Below are 2515 nucleotides of genomic sequence, written 5' to 3'. Positions count from 1 at the left end.
CGATCTCCCGGGGCCGGCCGATCCGGCCCTCAGGGTATCGGGTTCCCACATTCATCCGCACATGTGCGGATGAATGTGGGAGGTGTTCGGATGAAGTTGATAATCAAGGCCTGATTTATTTGGGGAATCGGGTAAAATAATTTCTTGTTTTTTAGAGCGTACTATGATATACTGCTATTAACCTGATTTGAGGAGTCTACCAAATATGCGGCAAGGTATTCTTAAATAAAATTTGATAATGGGCGCAAAAATGATTGCCCCTTGCAGGGGCTTAGTTTTTGTACCCAATTTAAGAATACTTTTGCCTTTTTAGTAAATATCGTGACGGACAGCGGCTCATGTAAGCCGTCATACTTCTGTTTGTCCGAAGTCATGATCCCCAGCGGTAAAAGTATTAGCCGCTGGGGATTTTTGCGCCCATTTGGGCCTTGTATGGAGGATAGACATGAACATTATCAATATCGGGATTCTTGCCCATGTAGACGCTGGAAAGACAACCTTGACGGAGAGCCTGCTATATGCCAGCGGAGCCATTTCAGAACCGGGGAGCGTCGAAAAAGGGACAACGAGGACGGACACCATGCTTTTGGAGCGGCAGCGTGGGATTACCATTCAAGCGGCAGTCACTTCCTTCCAGTGGCACAGATGTAAAGTCAACATTGTGGATACGCCCGGCCACATGGATTTTTTGGCGGAGGTGTACCGCTCTTTGGCTGTTTTAGATGGGGCCATCTTGGTGATCTCCGCTAAAGATGGCGTGCAGGCCCAGACCCGTATTCTGTTCCATGCCCTGCGGAAAATGAACATTCCCACCGTTATCTTTATCAACAAGATCGACCAGGCTGGCGTTGATTTGCAGAGCGTGGTTCAGTCTGTTCGGGATAAGCTCTCCGCCGATATTATCATCAAGCAGACGGTGTCGCTGTCCCCGGAAATAGTCCTGGAGGAAAATACCGACATAGAAGCATGGGATGCGGTCATCGAAAATAACGATAAATTATTGGAAAAGTATATCGCAGGAGAACCAATCAGCCGGGAAAAACTTGTGCGGGAGGAACAGCGGCGGGTTCAAGACGCCTCCCTGTTCCCGGTCTATTATGGCAGCGCCAAAAAGGGCCTTGGCATTCAACCGTTGATGGATGCGGTGACAGGGCTGTTCCAACCGATTGGGGAACAGGGGAGCGCCGCCCTATGCGGCAGCGTTTTCAAGGTGGAGTATACAGATTGCGGCCAGCGGCGTGTCTATCTACGGCTATACAGCGGAACGCTGCGCCTGCGGGATACGGTGGCCCTGGCCGGGAGAGAAAAGCTGAAAATCACAGAGATGCGTATTCCATCCAAAGGGGAAATTGTTCAGACAGACACCGCTTATCCGGGTGAAATTGTTATCCTTCCCAGCGACAGCGTGAGGTTAAACGATGTATTAGGGGACCCAACCCGGCTCCCTCGTAAAAGGTGGCGTGAGGACCCCCTCCCCATGCTGCGGACGTCGATTGCGCCGAAAACGGCAGCGCAAAGAGAACGGCTGCTGGACGCTCTTACGCAACTTGCGGATACTGACCCGCTTTTGCGCTGCGAGGTGGATTCCATCACCCATGAGATCATTCTTTCTTTTTTGGGCCGGGTGCAGTTGGAGGTTGTTTCCGCTTTGCTGTCGGAAAAATACAAGCTTGAAACAGTGGTAAAGGAACCCACCGTCATTTATATGGAGCGGCCGCTCAAAGCAGCCAGCCACACCATCCATATCGAGGTGCCGCCCAACCCGTTTTGGGCATCCATCGGACTGTCTGTTACACCACTCCCGCTTGGCTCCGGTGTACAATACGAGAGCCGGGTTTCGCTGGGATACTTGAACCAGAGTTTTCAAAACGCTGTCAGGGATGGTATCCGTTACGGGCTGGAGCAGGGCTTGTTCGGCTGGAACGTAACGGACTGTAAGATTTGCTTTGAATACGGGCTTTATTACAGTCCGGTCAGCACGCCGGCGGACTTCCGCTCATTGGCCCCGATTGTATTGGAACAGGCATTGAAGGAATCAGGGACGCAACTGCTGGAACCTTATCTCTCCTTCACCCTCTATGCGCCCCGGGAATATCTTTCCAGGGCTTATCATGATGCACCGAAATACTGTGCCACCATCGAAACGGTCCAGGTAAAAAAGGATGAAGTTGTCTTTACTGGCGAGATTCCCGCCCGCTGTATACAGGCATACCGTACTGATCTGGCCTTTTACACCAACGGGCGGAGCGTATGCTTGACGGAACTGAAAGGGTATCAGGCCGCTGTCGGCGAGCCGGTCATCCAGCCCCGCCGTCCAAACAGCCGCCTGGATAAGGTGCGCCATATGTTCAGTAAGATCACTGGTTGATTTCCGATCTCAGCCGAACACATTGAGCTGACGGCACGCTCCCGCAGTTAACCGAACGCCCCCGCGGCCCCTCTCGGGCCCCGGGGGCGCCATTTTCCCAGTTGAAGGAATGGTGGAGATGTGTTTCGATGGGTCCGGTGGCCATGC

1 protein-coding gene is annotated in these 2515 nt (G+C 52.6%); it reads left to right on the top strand.

Annotated elements, in window-relative coordinates:
* The first annotated feature begins 445 nt into the window (after positions 1-445).
* Positions 446-2368, top strand: coding sequence for a tetracycline resistance ribosomal protection protein Tet(W) (tet(W), locus tag ACTNBB_RS08985; RefSeq protein WP_441057963.1), 1923 nt, complete (start codon positions 446-448; stop codon positions 2366-2368).
* Positions 2369-2515: the final 147 nt, after the last annotated feature.

It is taken from the genome of Collinsella sp. HCP28S3_B9 (genome assembly GCF_052066095.1).
Lineage (GTDB): Bacteria > Actinomycetota > Coriobacteriia > Coriobacteriales > Coriobacteriaceae > Collinsella.
Note: the sequence above shows the minus strand (reverse complement) of the source record. Positions and strands in the feature narration are given on the sequence as shown.